This is a genomic window from Pseudomonas ulcerans (genome assembly GCF_036324125.1).
In the GTDB taxonomy this organism is placed as follows: Bacteria; Pseudomonadota; Gammaproteobacteria; order Pseudomonadales; family Pseudomonadaceae; genus Aquipseudomonas; species Aquipseudomonas ulcerans.
Genome location: NZ_JAZDQN010000017.1, coordinates 26,673 through 46,613, shown reverse-complemented (window position 1 = coordinate 46,613; position 19,941 = coordinate 26,673). Strand labels below are relative to the sequence as shown.

At 64.7% G+C, this 19,941-nt stretch carries 14 protein-coding genes and 1 pseudogene; 8 read left to right on the top strand and 7 right to left on the bottom strand.

Annotated features, from left to right (window positions below; translation table 11 throughout):
• Positions 1-8: 8 nt before the first annotated feature.
• Positions 9-1,445, bottom strand: a complete 1,437-nt coding sequence (locus V0R59_RS16710) for an NAD-dependent succinate-semialdehyde dehydrogenase (protein ID WP_330074016.1) — start codon at positions 1,443-1,445, stop codon at positions 9-11.
• A gap of 229 nt (positions 1,446-1,674) precedes the next feature.
• Between V0R59_RS16710 and V0R59_RS16705 the strand changes: the two genes are divergently transcribed.
• Positions 1,675-2,601: a LysR family transcriptional regulator gene (locus V0R59_RS16705; protein WP_330074015.1), complete on the top strand. Its 927-nt coding sequence runs from the start codon at positions 1,675-1,677 to the stop codon at positions 2,599-2,601.
• Between the two features lie 149 nt (positions 2,602-2,750).
• On the opposite strand, the gene V0R59_RS16700 is transcribed toward V0R59_RS16705, so the two are convergent.
• On the bottom strand, positions 2,751-3,485 hold the full coding sequence (locus V0R59_RS16700; protein WP_330074014.1) for a PA3715 family protein: 735 nt from the start codon (positions 3,483-3,485) through the stop codon (positions 2,751-2,753).
• Positions 3,486-3,567: 82 nt separating this feature from the next.
• Between V0R59_RS16700 and V0R59_RS16695 the strand changes: the two genes are divergently transcribed.
• Together V0R59_RS16695 and V0R59_RS16690 are read left to right on the top strand one after the other, a co-directional pair.
• A complete protein-coding gene (locus V0R59_RS16695) occupies positions 3,568-4,182 on the top strand; it encodes a class I SAM-dependent DNA methyltransferase (protein WP_330074013.1) in 615 nt (204 codons plus the stop codon).
• A gap of 138 nt (positions 4,183-4,320) precedes the next feature.
• Complete coding sequence (locus V0R59_RS16690; RefSeq protein ID WP_330074012.1) at positions 4,321-5,229, top strand: LysR family transcriptional regulator; 909 nt, start codon at positions 4,321-4,323, stop codon at positions 5,227-5,229.
• Between the two features lie 3 nt (positions 5,230-5,232).
• Here the strand turns inward: V0R59_RS16690 and V0R59_RS16685 are convergent, their stop codons facing one another.
• From V0R59_RS16685 to hflK (V0R59_RS16670), 4 genes are read right to left on the bottom strand one after another with little or no spacing between them, the layout of a single operon-like run.
• Complete coding sequence (locus V0R59_RS16685; protein WP_330074011.1) at positions 5,233-7,182, bottom strand: cation-translocating P-type ATPase; 1,950 nt, start codon at positions 7,180-7,182, stop codon at positions 5,233-5,235.
• Between the two features lie 14 nt (positions 7,183-7,196).
• Positions 7,197-8,225, bottom strand: coding sequence for a protease modulator HflK (gene hflK, locus V0R59_RS16680; RefSeq protein WP_330074010.1), 1,029 nt, complete (start codon positions 8,223-8,225; stop codon positions 7,197-7,199).
• Positions 8,218-9,240, bottom strand: coding sequence for a protease modulator HflC (gene hflC / locus V0R59_RS16675; RefSeq protein WP_330074009.1), 1,023 nt, complete (start codon positions 9,238-9,240; stop codon positions 8,218-8,220). The genes hflK (V0R59_RS16680) and hflC overlap by 8 nt, the downstream gene beginning before the upstream one ends.
• Entirely contained in the window at positions 9,237-11,219 is a 1,983-nt protein-coding gene (hflK, locus tag V0R59_RS16670) for a protease modulator HflK (RefSeq protein WP_330074008.1), read from the bottom strand. The genes hflC and hflK (V0R59_RS16670) overlap by 4 nt, the downstream gene beginning before the upstream one ends.
• Before the next feature lie 226 nt (positions 11,220-11,445).
• On the opposite strand from hflK (V0R59_RS16670), the gene V0R59_RS16665 reads away from it, so the two are divergent.
• The 4 genes from V0R59_RS16665 (at position 11,446) to V0R59_RS16650 (ending at position 18,195) form a co-directional block, all read left to right on the top strand.
• Entirely contained in the window at positions 11,446-12,096 is a 651-nt protein-coding gene (locus tag V0R59_RS16665; RefSeq protein WP_330074007.1) for a TetR/AcrR family transcriptional regulator, read from the top strand.
• Positions 12,097-12,138: 42 nt separating this feature from the next.
• On the top strand, positions 12,139-13,653 hold the full coding sequence (locus V0R59_RS16660) for an MDR family MFS transporter (protein ID WP_330074006.1): 1,515 nt from the start codon (positions 12,139-12,141) through the stop codon (positions 13,651-13,653).
• Positions 13,654-13,729: 76 nt separating this feature from the next.
• Entirely contained in the window at positions 13,730-13,960 is a 231-nt protein-coding gene (locus tag V0R59_RS16655; RefSeq protein WP_330074005.1) for a hypothetical protein, read from the top strand.
• Positions 13,961-14,073: 113 nt separating this feature from the next.
• Complete coding sequence (locus V0R59_RS16650; protein WP_330074004.1) at positions 14,074-18,195, top strand: CheR family methyltransferase; 4,122 nt, start codon at positions 14,074-14,076, stop codon at positions 18,193-18,195.
• Between the two features lie 381 nt (positions 18,196-18,576).
• On the opposite strand, the pseudogene V0R59_RS16645 reads toward V0R59_RS16650, so the two are convergent.
• A pseudogene (locus V0R59_RS16645) lies at positions 18,577-19,080 on the bottom strand (DUF4142 domain-containing protein); the annotation flags it as partial.
• Between the two features lie 133 nt (positions 19,081-19,213).
• Between V0R59_RS16645 and V0R59_RS16640 the strand changes: the two are divergent.
• Positions 19,214-19,828 carry a helix-turn-helix transcriptional regulator gene (locus V0R59_RS16640; RefSeq protein ID WP_330074002.1) on the top strand — a complete coding sequence of 205 codons (615 nt, stop codon included), beginning with the start codon at positions 19,214-19,216 and terminating at the stop codon, positions 19,826-19,828.
• Positions 19,829-19,941 lie beyond the last annotated feature (113 nt).

The following is a 19,941-nucleotide window of genomic DNA, read 5'->3' as shown; positions in this document are numbered from 1 at the left end:
GCAGCTCCTCAAACCTGGCTGATGAATTTGTGGGTGAGGTAGTGCTCGATACCTTCGATGCCGCCTTCCGAGCCGTGACCACTCTCCTTGATGCCGCCGAAGGGAAGCTCCGTGGCGACGATGCGGTACTGATTGATCCCGATCATGCCGGCCTCCAAGCCATCGGCAACATCGATTGCCGTCCGCGCATTGCTGGTGAACGCATAGGCCGACAGGCCATAGGGCAGGCGATTTGCCTCGGCCAATCCATCCACCAGCCTTTCGAATGGCATCAAGATAGCGATCGGGCCGAACGGTTCTTCGTGCATGACCCGAGCATCCATCGGCACATCGGCCAACACGGTGGGGGCAAAGAAGAAACCTGGCCCTGGCAAGGCTTCGCCCCCGGCCAGCACCTGCGCTCCCTTGGCGACGGCATCAGCCACCAGTTCCTCCATCTTGTTCAGTTGCCGCAGATTGGCGAGCGGCCCGACCTGGGTATGGGGGTGCATGCCGTTGCCGACCCTCAGTGCCTTGGTGGCGGCAACGAATTGATCGACGAATTGTTGGTAGACACCCCGTTGAACCAGGAAACGGGTCGATGAAATGCAGACCTGGCCGGTACCGCGGAAGCGGTTGGCGACGCCCTCCACCGCGGCTCGCTCCACGTCGGCATCATCGAACACCAGCACCGGGCCATGGCCACCCAGCTCAAGCGTGATCGGCTTGACGCCTTCAGCTGCGCGACTCGACAACAGACGGCCAATGGGCACAGAGCCCGTGAAGGTCACTTTGCGGATAATCGGTGAAGCGATCAGCTGGCTGGAGACCTCATCGGGCACTCCAAACACGACCTGCAGCACACCTTTCGGTAACCCGGCATCATCCAGGGCCCGAGCAAGGGCGAGGGCAGTGGAGGGGCTTTCCTCACCAGGCTTGAGAATGACGCTGCAACCGGCGGCAAGCGCGGCAGACAATTTGCGCGCCGGCGTGATTGCCGGAAAATTCCAGGGTGTGAACGCTGCCACCGGGCCTATGGGCTGGCGCTTGACCAGTTGCAGCACACCGGGGCGGTTGGCGGGTACCACACGGCCATCGATGCGACGCGCACTTTCAGCGAACCATTCGAAATACTCTGCCGCCCGGGTGACCTCATCCATGGCTTCGCCAATGGGCTTGCCTTCTTCTAGCGTCATCTGCGCAGCGATGTGTGCCGTACGCTCCAGGATCAGGTCGGCAGCACGTTTGAGAACCCGGGCACGCTCAGCTGGAACCGTGTTGCGCCATTGCTCGAACCCTTTCTGTGCCACCTCGAGGGCCAGATCCAGCTCGTCGGCAGTAGCCAGCGGCACCTGACCGATGATTTCTTCAGTTGCGGGGTTTCTGACGGTCGCAGTCTTGCGACCGTCTGCGTCGATCCATTTGCCGCCGATGAAAAGATAGAGCGAGTCATAGGGTGTGTTCATGGCTGTGACCTTCATAGGGTTCTCTGTTTGAACTGCACTGCGAAGTTGCGCAGGGTTCGGAAGACGGTGGCTGGCGCCGGCCCGTGAAATTGAGTCTATGGAGGTCGCCGGCATGGATTTAGCCCGGCTGACGGGAATGATTGTTGTGCAGAAAGACAGAATCACTTCAAAATCCCGACCGATTTGCACACAGTTGCAGGTAAATGGGTCGGCACAAGGGAAGAGGGCGATGGACAAGTTTTCCAATATGTCGGTGTTCGTGAAGGTCGTTGAGATGGGCAGCTTCACGGCCGTAGCCAATCACCTCGATTCCACGGTGGGGAATGTATCGAGGGCGGTGTCGGCGCTGGAGCAGATGCTGGATGCACGGCTACTCCAGCGCTCCACCCGGCGCTTGTCAGTCACCGATGCAGGCAGGCGATTCTATGAGCGCTGCACCGTTATCCTGGCCGACCTGGAAAACGCTGAAGCAGAGGCGAGCAATGCATTGCTTCAACCTCGGGGTACGCTTCGCGTTCATTGTGTGCCCGGGCTTGCTCGACACCTTGTAACCGAGGCCGCACTGGAATACCGCAAGGCGTTTGCTGAGGTAACGGTCGACTTGATGCTTTCCCAGCGCATGCCAAACCTGCTTGAAGACCAGCTGGACGTGTCGATCCAGATCGCCAGGGTGCTGCCAGACTCAAGCTATGTGAGCCAGAAAATCGGAGTCAGCCACTGCGTGCTGGTGGCATCACCAGGTTACCTGGAGATCCACGGAGCGCCCGAGACACCTGCGGATCTGGTTGATCATCGATGTCTCTTGCTGGGTACCGTCGATTACGCCCGGGATGAGTGGCAGCTCAAGAGCCGAATGGGCGATGCAACGTTCATCCCCAGCGGGCCAGGCTTCAGTGTGAATGACATGGAGGCCATGTCTGTCGCTGTCGGAAGCGGTGCGGGTATTGGCTTGCTGGCAGGATTCGCAGCCATCGACGATCTGCGGGCGGGAAAACTGATCCGTGTGCTTCCTGATTACTTCACTGAGGAGCGGAACGTGTACGCGGTGTATTCGTCGAGGCAGTTTATCGATGCCAAGATCACCCGGTTCATTGAGGTTCTGAAGGACAAGGTCGGGTGTCAGTTGGCGGGGATTGCCGAGGAGCTCATTTATTAGAAGAGCGGAAGCTATGGAGAGAGCGCCTCGAATGACCGTGGTGGCTCTTCTTCATACGCAATTTAACATAATATACATTATACGAACCTTCGTACTGATCGTTGCCACCCAGTGGAGGCCAGATTTCGACCTCCACCAAAGCCTCCCGACTAATACGACAACCCCTTGGGCACCCCATACCGATTACCGTCGTACTCCAACACATACGTCGCCGTCGTCGAGGCACTCTCGATTTCCTCGCAGTCATCATCGCCTTTGACCACGGCGCGACTGCCAGTCGACTTTTCGCTTACCCGCAAGCTGGCGAACCCATCCTTGCCAGGCTTGCCAATAGCCACCGTTCGTTTAGTCTCGTTGAATTCGCCGGCACAGACGCCATCCCATTCGCCGCCGCTTTGATTGACCACGAGCTCGTTCATGACCTGGCGCAGTTGCGTGCTGTCGTACACATAAAGCTTGAGCGTCTCGCTGCCGAACGGATTGACCCGCGACGCACCCGTATGACCGATGCGTACGCCAAATGCGCGAAGCCCGGGCGCAACCTGATAGCGCGCCGTGTCCAGCGCCAGGCTGCTGAACTGCACCGCATCGGAGACAATCGCCGCCTCCTGGTAATGATGACCAACGATCTTGCCGCTGACAGCATCGGCAACCACGACCTCCAGGCCGTAGTCACCTTGCCGGTCTTCGTCGACATTGGTTTCGATTGGCAAGGCCGCCAGCAGCTGGCCTGGGTCTGCCGGATTGACCTTGCACACGGCATGCTCGCTATCGAATTCCAGCGTCGGATGCAGCGCCTGGGCCCAGGCTGACAGGTGCTCTGTGCAATCGCCCCAGGCGATCACGGGGAAAACAAACAACGACAGTACGGTGAATCCACGCATGGCTCTGGCTCATTCCCTTGACGGGTTGCCATAGTAGATGAGCAACCCCAGACTTCACAGATTTCCACCGGGGTTGCCATCCATGCCTCATCACCCATCCGCCCGCCATATCATCGCGCTCTACGATCGCCACGCCCGCCATTGGGATCGCCTGCGCAGCAACCATTTCAACGACCGCAAGTGGATCGAACGTTTCGCTTCATCGTTGCCGCCATCTTCGGGCGTGCTGGATCTGGGCTGTGGTGCCGGCCAGCCCGTTGCAGGCGCCATGATCGAGGCTGGCCACGCGGTCACCGGTGTGGACTCGTCCGCACGCATGATCGCGATGTGTCGTGAGCGCTTCGCCGGGCACACCTGGATTCAAGCGGACATGCGCACCCTCGACCTGAACCGTCGGTTCGACGGCATCCTGGCCTGGAACAGCTTTTTCCATCTGCACTACGACGATCAGCGCGGGATGTTCCCCTTGTTCCAGCGCCATGCGGCACCCGGTGCGCTATTGATGTTCACCAGTGGTACCGGGCTGGGCGAAGCCCTCGGCGAATTCCAGGGCGAGACGCTGTATCACGCCAGTCTCGACCCGCAGGAGTATGCGAATCTGCTGCAGGAACACGGCTTCGAAGTGCTGGACCATGTTGTCGAAGACCCGCAAAGTGGCGGCCTCACGATCTGGTTGTGTCGTGCCCTGCCTTGCTGATAAATAAGTCTTATTTATAACTCAACAAAATGATTATTTAGTTGAGTTATATAAGTTCTACCGGCCCACACGCTATTGGCACTCTCCTCTCGCGCCACGATACTGGCGGCCTGAAAACGCGCCCCTCAAGGAACCAGCATGAACCGCAACGACCTGCGCCGCATCGACCTGAACCTGCTGGTGATCTTCGAAACCCTGATGTTCGAACGCAACCTCACCCGTGCCGCCGAAAAGCTGTTCCTCGGCCAGCCGGCGGTCAGCTCCGCCCTCGCCCGTCTGCGTGACCTGTTCGACGACCCACTGCTGGTGCGCAACGGCCGCGGTTTCGAGCCGACCTTGCGCGCCCTGGCCATCCTCCGCGAACTGCAACCGGCGATGGACACCATTTCCAGTGCCGTCAGCCGCGCCCGCGATTTCGATCCGGCGACCAATCGCGACACCTTCCGCATCGGCCTCTCCGATGACGCCGAGTTCGCCCTGTTCCCCCAGTTGCTCAAGCAGATCCGCGAGGAAGCGCCGGAGGTGGTCGTGGTGGTGCGGCGGGTGAACTTCCTGCTGATGTCGGGGATGCTGGCCTCGGGCGAGATCTCCGTCGGGGTCAGCTATACCACCGACCTGCCGGCCAACGCCAAGCGTCGCAAACTGCGCGACATGGCGGTCAAGGTGTTGCGCGGTGACGACCGCCCCGCTCCCCTGAGCCTGGATGATTTCAGCGAGCGCCCCCACGCGCTGGTGTCGTTCTCCGGGGACTTGTGCGGCAACATCGACAATGATCTGGCCCGGGTCGGCCGTACCCGGCGGGTGAAGCTCGCCGTGCCGCAGTTCAGCGGCCTGCGCTCGATCCTGCCGGGCACCGAGCTGCTGGCCTGCGTTCCCGACTTCGCCGCCGCGGCGCTGATCGAGGGCAGCGGCCTGCGCGCCGAAGACCCACCCTTCCCCATCGCCACCTCTGAACTGGCCATGGTCTGGGGCGAGGTCACCGACAACGATCCGGGCGAGCGCTGGTTGCGCAGCATGATCGTCGAGCACATGGCGGCCGAGCGTTAGTACTTACGGCCTCGGTTCTCCACCGTCCGTTTCGTCGTAACGCAACAACCGTCCGGCGTTGCCCAGCACCAGCAGCGTACTGAGGTTATGCAGCAACGCCGCGATCATCGCCCCCGCCGCACCCAGCAGGCCGAAAGCCGCCGCGACCACGATCGCCAGGGTCCAGCCGAGGCCGATCAGCACGTTCCACTGCAAGGTGCGCCGGCATGCCCGGCTCAGGCGCACGCAGGTGGCCAGGCGGCGCAGGTCGCCGTTGATCAGCACGATATCCGCCGCTGCCAGGGCGATATCCGCGCCCCCTGCGCCCATCGCCACCCCCACCACACCGGCCTTGAGCGCCAGGGAATCGTTGATGCCGTCCCCCACCACCATGGGCCGGAAGCCGGCCCGCAGCTCCTGGTTGACCTGGTGCAGCTTGTCCTCCGGCAGGGCCTGGGACACGACACGGCTGATCCCGGTCTGCGTCGCCACCGCCTCGGCCACGCTATGGCGGTCGCCGGTCAGCAACAGTTGCCGCTGCAGCCCCAGCTCGCGCAGTTGCTGCAAGGCTTGCGGCGCCTCCTGGCGAACGCTGTCGGCCAGTAGCAGCCAGCCCAGGAAGCGCCCGTTCATGGCCAGCCCGGCGATCGGACCGTCGTGTTCGGGAATGGCCGGGATCACGATCCCCAGTTGCTGGAACAGCTCGGGACGCCCCAATGCCGCTTGCCCTTGCGAGGTGTGGGCGACCACGCCGAACCCCTGGCGTTCGTGCAGCTCGCTGAGCGGCAGTTGCTGCTCGTGGGGCACAAGGCGCGCAAGCGCACGGCTGACGGGATGGCTGCTGGCCGCGCCAAGGCCGGCGGCCAGGCGGATGATGTCCTCTTCCGCCAGCGCCGGCGTGGCCGGCACCACCTGGCGCAGATGCAGCGCGCCATGGGTCAGGGTGCCGGTCTTGTCGATCACCAGCGACGACAGGTCGGCCAGTTCCTCCAGGAACGCCGACCCGCGAATCAGGATGCCGTGCCGCGCGGCGACGGCAATGCCCGCCACCGCAGTCGCCGGCGCGGAGAGCACCAGCGCGCAAGGACAGGCTGCCACCAGTACGGCGAGCATGGCCTGGGCATCGCTGGTGATGAACCAGGTGGCAGCAGCGATCAACAGCACCAGCAGCAGATAGCGTCCGGCATAGCGTTCCAGCAAACGAGTGATCGGTGGCTTGGCCTGTTCCGCCCGCTGCATCAGGGCGATCACCTTGCCCAGGGTCGAGTCGTCGCCCACGCGACTGACCCGCACCCGCAGCAAACCATCGAGGTTGATCGCGCCACCATGGATATCGCTGCCCACCTCGACCTCCTGGGGCACCGCCTCGCCGGTGATGGGCGCGGTATCCAGGCTCGCCTGGCCCTCCACGACCCGGCCGTCCGCCGGCACCCGGTCGCCGGCGCGAACTTCCACCAGGTCGCCCGCTTGCAGGCTGGCGTTGTCGACTTCACGCACCTGGCCATCGCTACCGATCAGGCGCGCCTGGCTGCGGGTCAGGCGACCCAGGGCCGCGATGGCTTCCTGGGAGCCGAGCACGCTGCGCTCTTCGAGCACGTGGCCAAGGATCATGATGATCGGCAGCAGCGCCGCCGTGGCCAGGTCGCCGGTGGCCCAGGCGCCGAGCATGGCCAGGGCGATCAACTGGTCGGTGATGCCGTGCAGGCTCGGATGGCGCAGGCTGTGCCAGGCCGAGCGCAGTACCGGCACCGCCACAAGCAACGAGGCGATGCCAAGCAGGACCTGCGCCACGCTGGCCTGCCCGGGTGCCAGCCAGCGCCAGACCAGGCCGAGGCCGAGCAGGCCCAGGGCGACCATGGCCAGGGTCAGTTGCCGCGCGGCCTGGCGACGTTCGTCATGGGACAGCAGGCCGGCGCTGAGATGCACATGGCCGTGATGGTGATGGCCGTGGCCATGCTGGTGATGAGCGCTCATGCGACTCCCGCGATTCAGGGTTTCGGGCCATCGAGGATTAGCCGGCCGCTGTCCTCGGGATTGACGGTGGTGACGGAGCCGGCGCGGGACAGGATCGCCGGGACCCGCTCGCGATACAGGCGCAGCATCAGGCCGGGATCGTTCTGTTGCGCCAGGCCGACGATGGTCGCGGTGTCCGCCTGGGCCCGGGACAGGCGCTCGCGGGCTTCGGCCTCGGCCACCTGCACGCTGCGATCGGCGTTCTGCGTAGCCTGCTGGGTTTGCCGCGCGGCGTCGTTGCGGGCACTGGCCACGGCCTGCTCGGCCAGCTGGCTGGCGGTGAGCACCGCGTTGAAGGCGTTGACCGCAGGCGTTGGCAACGCCGACTGCACATCGACCCGCACCACTTCGATACCGAGATCGGTGCCGGCGGCCTTCAATGCGGCAAGGCTCTGGTTGATGCCCTGTTGCAGATCACCGCGCAGGCGCTCGCGACGCTCGGCCACCTGGGCGTCGGCACCGACCAGTTCCGGCCGTGCCACCAGGATCGCGTCCATGTCCCGCGAGGCACAGATCTTCACGGCGTTGCGCTCCACCAGGCGATCCAGCGCCGGCTCGACATGCCCGCCCTGACGGGTGAAGGCATAGGGCTCGTTGACCTGATAGAACACCCGCACGTCCAACTGCACGATGCCGGCGTCGCCGGTCAGAAGATAACCGGATCCGGCGGTGGCATCGCCAGCCAGGGTGGCGTCGCGGTCGGCCTTGACCGCTGCTTCCGAGCGCAGCAGCAGCTCGACCCGACGCTCGCTGACCCGGCCCGCCGAGGGCAGCATCAGCACCTGCTCGAACGGCCGTGGCCAGGCCAGCAGCAGGCCGGCATTCTGGATACGGTTTTCCGCACCGAGGCGCAGAACCACCGCGCGGCTTTCCGGGCCGACCTCGCGGACATTGCCGAACAGCCAACCAAGCGCCGCCAGCAGGGTCACCCCATACAGGGCGATGAAGCCGATGCGCCCGGCCTGGAACCACGGCGTGGCCGGGGCCTGCTCGCGGTTACTCATGCTCGCGCCCTGCCCGGCTGACGGTTGGCGCGGGCGGCCCGTCCACCAGCACGCGGAATGGCGCCGCGTCGGTGCGCAGGACCAGGCGCGTGCCCGGATTGACCAGGTTGTCGAGGGTGTCCAGCGAGCGCAGCAGGTTGTACAGCTCCGGCGCGCCGGCGTAGGCCTTGGCGTAGATCTGCGCGGCCTGCACCTGGGATTGCGCCTGGATATCCGCCGCCTTGACGCCTGCCTCCGCCTCCAGGATGCGTGCGTCGCGCTCCGCTGCGGAACGGATCTCGGCGGCCTTGCGCTTGCCTTCGGCGGTGCGCTCGGTGGCGATGGTCTCGCGCTCGGCACGCATGCGGTCGACGGTGGCTTCGAGGGTCACCTTGGGCAGGGTCAGCCGCTCGATACCCACCTGCACCACGCTGACCCCGTAGGTATCGGCCAGTTGCCTGGCGATCTGCTCGCGCAGGCGTTGCTCGAAGGCGTCGATGCGCACGCGGCTGGCGTCGACATTGACCAGGTCGGCCAGTTCGAAACCGCTGGCACTGGTTTCCAGCGCCGAGCCCACCAGGGTGCGGATCTGCCGCGCGGCTTCGTCCGGCTGGTTCTGCACCGCACGCATGAAGCGCTGGATGCTCTGCGGATCGGCGCTGACCTGCCAGGCGATATAGGCCTGGACGATGATGCGCAGGCCATCCTTGGTGCCGACGTCCTGCAGGCCGCTGGAGGTGGTGCGCAGGCGCAGGTCCACCGGTACCGTGGCTTCGAACGGCACCGGCCAGCGCCAGGCCAGTCCTGGTTCGATCAGTACCCGCGCCGGGTTGCCGAAGCGGGTCACCACCGTGGCTTCGCCGGTGCGTACCTGGACGAAACAGGCGGTGGCGAGCATCGCCAGCACCAGCAGCGCCGCCAGCAGGAAGCGCCGCCAGACCGGACCCGCCGGCTGTTCGTGGTCATGCGCGTGGTCGTGGGAATGATCGTGGCCGCAGTCGTGATCATCGCTGTGATCGTGGTGAGCGTGGCTCAATGGGAGCGCTCCTGGTCAGGTCGGGCCGCAGCCTTGGCGGCGCTCGGGTCCAAGGGGAATGAATAGCTGCGCAGGTCCAGGGTCGGGGCCTGTCCGGCACCGAGCCGGTGGTCGATGATCAGGCTGTTGGCCTTGCCCAGGCCCTTGCCCAGGTGCTCCAGGTATTGTTCGAGAAGGAACGCCTGCCCGGCCTGCTGCCAGGCGCTGCGCTCGGCGCCGAAACGCAGTTCGGCGACACGCGCCTTCGCATCGGTTTCCCGGGCACTGGCACTGGCCTTGTCGGTCAGCGCGGTGGCATTGAGACGGGCCTGGCTGGACTGCTCGGCGGCCTTGCCGCGGTCGCGGGCGATCAGGGCCTGGGCGGTGATCTGTGCCGCCTGCACGCCGTGGTAGGCATTGGCCGCGCCGGCGGGCGGATGGATCGCTTCTACCGAGGTGACGAGGATTTCCACGCCGCTGTCGAGACGATCAAGGTCAGCCTGCACCGCCTTGCCGACATCCTGGCCGATGCTTTCGCGCTCGGCACCGAGAACGCCATCCAGGGTACGGCTGGCGAAATCGCGAACCAGCACGCGGTTGGCGATATTGCGCACCAGTACGGCGACGTCGGTGCTGTGGTAGGTCGCTGCCAGCGCGGCGGCATCGTCCAGGCCAATGCGATAGATGAAGCGCACGTCCATGTTGACGATCTGGAAACTCTGCGGCCCGCCGCTGGCACCGGCGATGACCTGGGCGTTTTCGCTGACGTGGGTGGCGTCCCACAGCCGGTTGGCGGCCGCCGGTGCCGGGCCTTCGGCGTCGGCCAGCGGATCGGCAAGCGCGGCATCGCCCGAGGTGGCCAGTTCATGGACCTGGCCGTTATCCACGCTCAGTACCTTGCCGAACGGCCAGGGCAAGCCGACATGCAGGCCCGGCTGCCACACCGCCTGCGGATTGCCGAAGCGCTCGTAGATGCCGCGCTTGTCCAGCGCCACTTCGCTGACACCAGTGAGCAGCCAGCCGACCAGGGCGACCAGCGCCAGCACCGGCAGCGCAGCGCGACGCATGAAATCGAAGGCCCAGACCTGCCGCAGGTCGATACCGAAGCGCTGGTGCAGCTCGCCGTGCAAGAACGCCAGTGGCCGCGGCGGCCACTGCAGCGAGCCGGCCACCAGGCTACGGGCGACCAGTTCTGGCTCCTGCTGCGGTCGTTGCGGGCTGAATACCGAGAGCACGGCACGGATCATCAGTTCCAGTGCCAGCAGGCCCGGCAGTACGCCCATCAGCACCGCCAGTCGCGCCGGCCACAGCCGTTCGCCATCAGGCAGGGCCAGGCAGACGATCGACAGCACCTGCACCGCCACCACCACCCGGATTACCGCGCCCAATGCCGCCGCTTCGGGCCACACGGCAGGGTTCTCGCTGCTCAGGTGACGCTCGATCACCACCAGGCCGAAGGCCGACAGCGCAAGCAGCGCCACCGCGATCCAGTTGCCCTCGCCTGCCGCGACCGGTGCCGGCAGATCGAGACGCCACGCCTGCGCCACCACCAGCAAGGCCAGCAGGGACAAGCCGGCAAGCCACAGGGCATCGAAGCCCAGACGCTGCAACTGGTCCTTGAGTGCCAGTCCCAGGCGCAGCAGCCCGCGCTCGATGGCACTGAGTGGCTCGTCGTCAGCCTCGGCCTGCGAGTTCTTGCGCCACAACGCCAAGGGGGCCGCTGTCTGGCCGAGCGCCTCGGCTCGCCACTTGCTCACCGTCCACGCCGAACGCCCCGCCGCTGCCAGCAACAGCAAGGTGGCGGCGTTGATGGCGAGCAAGGGAAGCCAATGGCTGAGAGGACTGAACACGCCGACGAGCAGAGCACCGAGCCACAGCAGCAACGCCGCGAGCGCCGACAGCCGGACCACCCGGGCGAGCTGTCGGGAACGAAGCAGGGACTGTTGGAAACGCGGTGTATCGGCGAAATCCGGATCCGTGGTGCCTGGACTGAAACTCATGGACTTGCGCAAACCCCGGTAAGTGAATGCCGTAAACTATAGGCGAAACATTAAGTTACGTTATAGCGAAACAGGTGAAAAATTCGTGCATTGACTTGGGGTGATTTGCAGTGTTCATCCAACGTGCCATCACCGCCCTGTCGTTCGTCGCCATCATTAAATTTAAATTGAATTTAAATTTAACCTGCGTCAGCATCCCGCAACGATTTCCTTCCCGGAGCTGATCATGGCCACCCCCCGCAAAGACGGCGAAGCCACGCGCACCCGCATTCTCGAAGCTGCCGGCGAACTGTTCGCGGCCCACGGCCAGGGTGAAACCAGCAACAAGGCAGTGGCGGCCAGGGCGGAGGTCGACCTCGCCTCCATCAACTACCACTTCGGCAGCCGCAACGGCCTGTACCTGGCGGTGCTCGACGAAGCGCGCCGACGTTTCCTCGATATCAGCGAGCTGCAGCGGATCTCGCTGAGCGCGCAACCAGCCGCGGACAAGCTGCGCGAACTGATCGAACTGGTGGTGCGCAAGGCTGGCCGGGGTGCGGAAAGCTGGCATCTGCGGGTGCTTGCCGCGGAAATTCTCACGCCGAGCCCGCAAGCCCAGGCCCATCTGCGGGAAAACGCACCCTTGCGCCTGTCCCTGCTCAGGGCGCTGTTCAGCGAAGTCAGCGGCATCCCCGCCGACGCCCCGGCCCTGACCCGCTGCATCCTCTGTGTCACCGCACCCTGGGCGATGTTGCTGATCGGCCCGCGCGGTGGTTCCGGTGTGCTGCGGGAAATCCTCGACATGCCCGGCGACGCGGTGGTCGCGCAGCTCCATGGCTTCGCCCTGGCCGGCCTGCACGACGCCGGCCGGCGCTACGCCGAAGGCAACGACGACTGAACCTGCAGGACGCAGCCCTCCCTTTTCCTTCAGGTCGACACCATGCAACCGACTTCCGATAGCGTTTCCGCCCGCGAGCGCGATGGCAATCCGCCGATCGCCCTGCTCCTGGGTTCCCTGCTGCTGGTGATGTTCCTCGCCGCGCTGGACCAGACCATCGTTTCCACGGCCCTGCCCACCATCGTCAGCGACCTTGGCGGCCTGCGCTGGCTGTCCTGGGTGGTCACCGCCTATCTGCTGGCTTCCACCGTGGTGGTGCCGCTGTACGGCAAGTTCGGCGACCTGTATGGGCGCAAGCGCGTGCTGCAGATCGCCATCGTCCTGTTCCTGCTCGGCTCGGCCCTGTGCGGCCTGGCCCAGGACATGACCCAACTGATTGTCCTGCGTGCGCTGCAGGGCCTTGGGGGGGGTGGCCTGATGGTGGTAGCCATGGCGGCCATCGGCGATGTCATCCCGCCGGCCGAACGGGGCCGCTACCAGGGCCTGTTCGGTGGCGTGTTCGGCCTGGCCACGGTGGTCGGGCCGTTGATCGGCGGTTTCCTGGTGGAGCATCTGTCCTGGCGCTGGATCTTCTATATCAACCTGCCCCTGGGCCTGGTCGCCCTGGCGGTGATCGGCGTGGTGTTCCGTCCCCATGTGGCCAAGGTCAAGCACGTCATCGACTACTTCGGCGCGTTCTTCCTGACCCTGGCCCTGGCTTCGGTGGTGCTGATCACCAGCCTGGGAGGCAACCTGCTGGCCTGGACCTCGCTGGACATGCTCTGCCTCGTCCTGGTGGGCCTGATCGGCCTGGCCGGCTTCATCATCGAACAGCGCAGCGCCGCGGAACCGATCATGCCCCTGCATCTGTTCCGCCATCGCACCTTCGTCCTGGCGAGCCTGATCGGCTTCATGGTCGGGGTATCGCTGTTCGGCGCGGTGACCTTCCTGCCGCTGTACATGCAGGTGGTCAAGGATGCCTCGCCGACCGGCGCCGGCCTGCAGATGCTGCCGTTGATGGGTGGGTTGCTGGTGGTCTCGGCGATCACCGGCCGGCTGGTCAGCCGCTGGGGACGCTACCGGATGTTCCCGATCCTCGGCACGGCGTTGCAAGTGATCGCCATGGGACTGCTCAGCCGACTGGACCTGGACACGCCGATGGTCCTGATGAACCTGTACATGGGCTTGCTCGGCGCCGGGCTGGGCATGGTCATGCAGGTGTTGATCCTGGCCGTGCAGAACAGCGTGGAGCTGCGCCACATGGGCGTGGCCACCTCGGGCGCGACGCTGTTCCGCTCGATCGGCGGATCGATCGGCGTGTCGGTGTTCGGCGCTCTGTTTTCCCATGGGCTGGTGGTCCGCTTGTCAGGCGACTTCGCCACCGCCGCCGGTGCACCAGCGACGCTGTCGCCGACAGCGGTGCATGCCCTGCCGGCGGCGCTGCAGCAGGAGTACCTGCTGGCGTTTTCCTGGGCGATGCACGGGGTGTTCCTGGTGGCCAGTGCGGTGGCCGCGGTGGCGTTCGGGCTGTCGTGGTGGTTGCGGGAGGTGCCGTTGCGCAAGGCGTTGCCGGTTTAGTCTCGTTCAGGCAACTTTCCTCTCATCGCGACAGTCGATACCTGAATAGAACCTCAATCCGCCAAGGAACTCTCCGATGCGCTTGCCTGCTACCCCCGCGCAAGACGAACCCCACCGGACCAGGCACCTGCTGCAGGGCGCACAGCTGAGCGATGCGATCGGCGCGCATCTCGACAGCATGAAGCGCCTGCAAGTCCAGGTCAGCCACATGACCCAGGCCGCTGCCCTGCTGGAAATCCAGCTGAGCAGCATCGAGGACGATCTCGACCAGGTTCGCGCACAGCTCGCCGCCAGACCGCGTCTTTGAGCCCGGCGCGGCTATTTATGCGGTAAAGTTTCCCGATTGCGCCAGGACGGCAGCAGCTTGGCTGTCTCCTGCATTACCAGTCCGGCCAACATGCGTCAGCAGAGCACCCGAACATGAATACACCCGACGAGACGCTACAGGCCAAGACGCCCTACACCTCGCTCCCCAGTTTCCTGCCCTTCCCCATCGTCGGCCTCGGCGCCTCCGCCGGCGGTCTCGGCGCCTTGCTGCGCTTCTTCGAACAGATGCCCAGCGAAAGCGGCATGGCCTTCGTGGTGGTGATGCACCTTTCCGCCGAACACGAAAGCAGCGCCGACCGTATCCTGCAGAAGGTCACGCGGATGCCGGTGCGCCAGGTGACCCAGCCGACACCGGTCCAAGCCAATCACGTCTACCTGATCTCCCCCGCCCAGCAACTGGAAATGCTCGACGGCTACCTGCGCGTCACCGAGCGACCCAGCGGCCAGCCGCGGCATATCGCCATCGACGTGTTCTTCCGCACCATGGCCGATGCCCACCGCCATCGCAGCATCGGCATCGTCCTTTCCGGCGCCGGCAACGACGGCAGCGCCGGGCTCGTGCGGGTCAAGGAACAGGGCGGCGTGACCCTGGCCCAGTCCCTCGACGACGCCGAATACGAGAGCATGCCGCGCAACGCCATCGCCACCGGCCAGGTGGACTTCATCATGCCGGTGGTGGACATGCCGCAGAAGCTGGTGGAACTGTGGGACAACATGCGCCGTATCGAACTGCCCCTGGGCGACGAGATCGAGCCACCGCTGCACAATCCCGACACCGCCGAGGAAGAGCGCGCCGCCGATGCCGCCCTGCGCGAGATCATCGTCATCCTGCGCACCCGCACCGGGCATGACTTCAAGCACTACAAGCGCGCCACCGTGCTGCGCCGCATCGAACGGCGCATGCAGGTCAACCGCCTCAGCGACCTGCCGGCCTACCGCGACTTCCTCAACGTCAATACCGACGAAGCCAGTGCCCTGCTGGACGACATGCTGATCGGCGTCACCAACTTCTTCCGCGACCGCGAGTCCTTCGAGGCGCTGGAGCGCGAGATCATCCCGCGCCTGTTCGAGCTCACCGGCGAAACCGATCCCACCGTGCGCGCCTGGTCGGCGGGTTGCTCGTCCGGCGAGGAAGCCTACTCCATCGCCATGCTGCTGGCCGACCACCTGGATTTCAGCCACAGCACCCACAAGTTCCAGGTGTTCGCCACCGATATCGACGAGCACGCCATCGGCGTCGGTCGTGCGGGCGTGTATCCCGAGGCGGTGGTCACCGACATTCCGCCCGCGCGGCTGCGCCAGCACTTCGCCAAGGAACAGACCCATTACCGGGTCAAGAAGGAGATCCGCGAGCGGGTGCTGTTCGCCTTGCACAACCTGCTGCGTGATCCGCCGTTCTCCAAGCTGCACCTGATCAGTTGCCGCAACCTGCTGATCTACCTCGATCGTCAGGTGCAGGCCGACATCCTGCAGATGTTCCACTTCGCCCTGGCGCCCGGCGGCTATCTGTTCCTCGGCAGCTCGGAGTCGGCGGACGTGTGCCTGGACCTGTTCACCCCGGTGGACAAGAAAAACCGCATCTACCGCGCCAAGGCCAGTTCCAGCCTTGGCCGGCCGACCCCTACCCTGCCCCTCAATGCCTTCACCGGCTTCGCCCTGCCGAACATCGAGCGCAGCCTGGAGCGGCGCAAGGTGTCCTTTGCCGAGGTACACCAGCGCGTGCTGGAGCAGTACGGGCCGCCGAGCGTGGTGGTCAACCAGGACTCGGACATCGTGCACATGTCCGACCGCGCCGGGCGCTTCCTGCGCCATGTCGGTGGCGAGCCGTCGCACAACCTGCTGACTCAGGTCCTGCCGGAGCTGCGCCTGGAGCTGCGCACCGCGTTGTTCCAGGCCTTCCAGACCGGCAAGAGTATCGAGGCGCGGCGCGTGCAACTGGAGCGCGACGGGCGCAACTACTACGTGAACATGGTCGCCCGGCCGTTCCGCGACATGGATGCCGACTTCGTCCTGGTGCTGTTCGACGAAGTCGAGGAAACCATGAGCGCCGAGGCCAAGGGCCCGCGCGACGAAGGCAAGGACAGCGTGCTGTCGCAGCTCGAAGGCGAGCTGCAACGGACCAAGGAGCAATTGCAGGCCACGGTGGAGCAATCGGAAACCTCCACCGAGGAACTCAAGGCCTCCAACGAAGAACTGCAGGCGATCAACGAGGAGCTGCGTTCCACCACCGAGGAACTGGAGACCAGCAAGGAAGAGCTGCAGTCGATCAACGAAGAACTGATCACGGTCAACCAGGAGCTCAAGAGCAAGGTCGAGGAAACCGGCAAGATCAACGACGACCTGCAGAACCTCATCGCCTCCACCGACATCGCCACGGTATTCGTCGACCGGCGCATGCGCATCAAGTCGTACACGCCCCGGGCCACCGAGATCTTCAGCATCATTCCCTCGGACACCGGTCGCTCCCTGCTGGATATCACCCACCGCCTGGACTACCCGGCCATGGCCGCCGATGCGGTGGAAGCCTTCGAGTCGTTGCGCATCATCGAATGCGAGGTAACGAGCAATGACGGCCGCTGGTACATCGCCCGGCTGCTGCCCTACCGCACCACCGAGGACCTGATCGACGGCGCGGTGCTGACCTTCATCGACATCAGCGAGCGCCGCCAGGCCGAAGAGCGCGTGCGCGAGGGCGAGGAACGCTTGCGCCTGGCAGCGGAAAGCACCCAGGACTTCATCATCCTGACCATGGATGCCCAGGGCGTGATCACCACCTGGAACCGCGGTGCGGAACGCACCTTCGGCTACCGCGAGGACGAAGTGCTGGGGCGTTCGGCCGAGCTGATCTTCCTGCCCGAGGATCGCGAGAACGGAATTCTCCAGGAGGAACTGCGCATCGCGCGCAAGGATGGCCGCGCCGACGACGAACGCTGGCTGCAACGCAAGGACGGTAGCCGCTTCTTCTGCAGCGGCGTGACCAACGCCCTGCATGACGGCACCCAAGGCTTCGCCAAGATCGGTCGCGACATCACCGACAAGAAGCGCCTGGAGTCCGAGCAGGTCTGGCAACTGCAGCAAAGCCGGACCACCAGCAAGCTCAAGGACGAATTCTTCGCGGTCATGTCCCACGAGCTCAAGCACCCGCTCAACCTGATCCAGCTCAACGGCGAGCTGATGGCGCGCCTGCCGCTGGTGCGCGGCAACGCCGTGGCCGGCCGCGCGGTCGAGACCATCCTCGGTGCCGTGCGCAGCCAGGCACGGATCATCGACGACCTGCTCGACCTGTCGCGGATCAATACCGGCAAGCTCAAGCTCAACCGGGGGCCGGTGCTGGTCCAGCAGTTGCTCGGCGAAATTGCAGGCGTGGCCAAGGACGATGCCACGAGCCAGCAGGTTCAGATCGAACTGGACCTGCCCCGCGAATCCGAGGAACCGCTGGTGATCGATGCCGATCCTGTGCGCATCGAACAGATCATCTGGAACCTGCTGAACAATGCCCTGAAGTTCACCCCGGCGGGCGGAAGCATCTGCCTGCGCCTGGTGGACGACGGCACGCAGGTGCGCCTGGACGTGCAGGACAACGGCCAAGGCATCGCGGCCGAGTCACTGCCGCTGATCTTCGACATGTTCGGCCAGGTCCCGGAGCACCGCCACGGCCAGAACCGTGGCGGGCTGGGCATCGGCCTGGCACTGGTGCGCGAGCTGGTGGAAGCCCATCACGGGCGGGTCGAGGCGAAATCGGCGGGCCTGGGGCGTGGCGCCACATTCAGCGTCTGGCTGCCGCACTACAGCCGCGACGATGCGCCGGTGGCCGAGACACTGGAGCCGTCTCCTGGGGACTTCGTGGGCCTGAAGGTGCTGGTGGTGGACGACTCCGAGGACATCCTCAACATCATGAAGGCCCTGATGGAGCTGGAGGGAGCCGACGTAACCCTGGCCTGCAATGGCGCCGAAGCGCTGGAGCGGCTGGAGGCCGGGGCTGCGTTCGACCTGGTGCTGTCGGACCTGGGCATGCCGGTGATGAATGGCCTGGAGCTGATCGGCCGCCTGCGTCGCGACAGCCGCTTCAGCGAGCTGCCGGTGATCGCCCTGACCGGCTTCGGTGCCAGCCAGGACAAGGATGGTGCCCTCAAGGCCGGGTTCAATGCCCATGTCGACAAGCCGGTGTCGTTTGAGGTGTTGCGGCAGACGGTGCGGTCGGTACTGGAGCGGTAGGGTTCTTGCCGGCCTCATCGCCGGCCACAGGCCTAGGGCGAAACGCGACTCTGTGGGAGCGGATTCACCGGAACGCCGGACCGCCGCGATCGGCGGCGAAGCCGTCGTAAATCCTGCGATCCCGGATTTGTCTGATCCACCGAAGAGGCAGGTTTTATGGCCGCTGCGCGCCCAATCGCGGATAAATCCGCTCCCACAGGGTCGCGGCCGTCCGGATACTTATGTGCAATAGGAAAACGTGTAGATACCCATGCCGCGATAAGGCCGGTACAGCCACTACAAACGTCAAGGCTTGGCATGATCCTTCGGCGTCATCGGCTTGCCGTCCTTGTCATAGACCACCGGGTCGGTGGCATCGCGCGTAGTCGCGGCCGGATCGACCGAGCTGCCGCCATGGGCGTGTGCCAGTGCCCGGGCTTTTTCCAGGTGGGTGCGCAAGGTCGGCAAGGTCTCTTCGGCAAACGCACGCAGTTCCGCGTCCTTGCCATCCTTGGCGTACTCATCGAACAGCTTGATCGTCGCCTCGTGGGCATTGACCTGGTTGTTCGCATAGGCCTGGTCGAACGACTTGGCACCGCGCAGTTCAAGGATCATCGCCTTGGCCTTGTCGATCAGGTCGGCATCGCTGGACACTTCGAGCTTCTTGCTGGCGGCGATGCTTTTCAGCTTCTCGTTGGCCTGGCCATGGTCCTTGAGCATCATCGCGGCGAATGCCTTGACGTCGGCCGCCGTGCCTTTTTCCTGGGCAAGCTTGGCCGCTTCCACCTCGGCGACACCCTTGGCCGAGGCGTCCTCGACGAAGTCATCGGCGTCCTGGGCGGCATGCACGGCGCCCGCCAGGGTGAATGCCAGGGCAAAGCCTGCGCTACGCAACAGTGTGTTCATCATTGAATCCTCTTGTCAGTTCCAGGGTTCTGCAGTGTCACTACCTGTTCTGAGCCAAGGGCCTCTGCCGAGGTTCATCTTTTTTGCGACGCGGCTATCATGGACGCCTCTTCCACGGACGCTGCCGTCACCCATGAAAAAACTGGACAACTACAAGACCATCGCCGACTGCATCGCCGCCCTGCTTTTCCCCCATGCCGAAGTCATCGTCCACGACCTGCACAGCCAGACCGTGGTGCATATCGCCAACAACTTCTCCAAGCGCCAACTCGGTGACGACTCGGCCCTGGACGAGCTGCCCGGCGACTTCGACGAGGTCTCCAGCCTGGGCCCCTACGAGAAGCTCAACTGGAACGGCCAGAAGATCCGCTCGATCACCAGCGTGCTGCGTGACGACGACGGCCAGGCCCAAGCGCTGCTGTGCATCAACCTGAACTTCTCGGTGCTCGACCAGGCGCGTGACGCGCTCAACGCCTTCTTCCAGGTCAGCCGCCTGTTGCCGCAACCCGAGGCATTGTTCCGCGATGACTGGCAGGAACGTATCAACACTTTCCTCCATGCCTGGCTGGGCGAACGACAACTGGCGCTGAATACCCTGGGCATGAAGGACAAGCGCACGCTGGTCGAAGCGCTGTATGCCGAAGGCGCCTTCGACGGTCGCAATGCCGCCGACTACGTGGCCAACGTCCTGAACCTGGGCCGGGCCACGGTCTACAAGTGGGTCAAGGCGCTTCGCGAACAGGTCTAGCGCAGAGACTATTTGTCTACCGTAGATTTTCAGGCTATAACTATCTCGCCCGGGTACTCCAGTCGCCTGACGCCGCGCATCGTCAGCACTCTTACCACTCCGCTTAAAGAACA